This window comes from Brevibacterium otitidis (assembly GCF_042429315.1).
In the GTDB taxonomy this organism is placed as follows: Bacteria; Actinomycetota; Actinomycetes; order Actinomycetales; family Brevibacteriaceae; genus Brevibacterium; species Brevibacterium otitidis.
This window is the reverse complement of the sequence record NZ_JBHMAU010000019.1, coordinates 1-1,249: the sequence shown is the minus strand read 5'-3', so window position 1 is coordinate 1,249 and position 1,249 is coordinate 1. Positions and strand designations below refer to the sequence as shown.

Here is a 1,249-nt window from a genome sequence, read left to right as displayed (position 1 = left end):
GCCACTCCATGACCGCATCCAGCACCGCATCAGTGATGTTCGCGATCGTCTCATGAGACAGCTCAGTGCCGATCGTCGACGCCAGGTGATGCTGGATATCCCGGACCGTCATCCCACCGGCATACAAGCTGACGATCATGTCATCAAGCCCGCCCAGCTTCCTGGAGCCCTTCGGCACCAGGACCGGCTCGAACGAACCCGCCCGATCCCTGGGCACACTGATATCGATATCTCCGACCTGACTGGCCACGGTCTTGGTATACGAACCATTCCGGGCGTTCACCGGCTTGCTTGTGACCGCCTTACCCGCCCGGTCCCCGGCCTCGTAGCCCAGATGCGAAGTCATCTCCGCCTGCAGGCCACGTTCCAAAGCCTCACGAATCAACACCGAGATCATCCCGCCATCACCAGTCAACTCAATCTCACCGGCATCGATCCGAGTGTCCCGCGTCAAGTAGTTGGCAGGATTTCGTTGGTTTTGATTGTCGGGGTGGTGGGGTCGGCCAGGCCCAGGTGCACCTCCTTGGGCCGGTTCCATGAGATGGCCTCGTGGGGCCGGAGCTCGTTGTACTCGATCCGGTAGTCCTCGGCCCGCTCGGCGAGCACGATCGCGTCGTCAATCTCGTCCAGGTAGAGCCGTTCGTACTTCAGCGTGCCGAAGCCGCGTTCACGGGACCCGTTCTGCCCCGGGGTCTTCACTCGGGTGCGCACGTGGTGTAGCTCGGGGTGGGCGGCGATGAAGGACTCGAAGCGGAAGGACCGGAACGGCCCGCCGTTGTCCGTCACGATGGTCACCACGGGCAACAGCTCACCGGTCTCGGGATCGACCGGGCAGGCCTCGACCAGCGGGTGACCGAACATGGCCTCGTAGTCGGCCAGGGCCAACTCGATCGCGTCGATCGCGTCGTGCTGGTTCCCGGTGGGCGAAACGTGGAAGGGGTGCTCGTACTTGGACCAGTAGTCCCGGCACCCGGCCAGCCGCCAGGTCCCTCCGGTGGTGGTCTCGAACTCGCTGAAGTCCAGCTGCCAGACCTGATTCGGACCGGTCGGCTCGGTGGCGAACGCGGCCTTGCGCCGCTCGGCCAGCTTCCGTCGCTCCCGTTGGTACTCCGCGGGCAGAATCAGCCCCTCGTCGCGCAGGATCCGCAGCACGGTCGCCTCGGAAACCACATGCCCGTCGTGGCGGACCATCGCCCAGATCTTCCGATGCCCCCACGCCGGATGGGCCAGCGCGTGCTTGACCACCAGT

At 64.7% G+C, this 1,249-nt stretch carries 2 protein-coding genes; both read right to left on the bottom strand.

Features of this window, described 5'->3' with window-relative positions:
• Positions 1–538: transposase (locus ACFFN1_RS02045; RefSeq protein WP_376838125.1), on the bottom strand; the 538-nt coding region annotated here is incomplete at its 3' end.
• On the bottom strand, positions 451–1,249 hold a 799-nt coding region (locus ACFFN1_RS02040; protein ID WP_376838123.1), incomplete at its 5' end, for an integrase core domain-containing protein. The genes ACFFN1_RS02045 and ACFFN1_RS02040, both read right to left, overlap by 88 nt.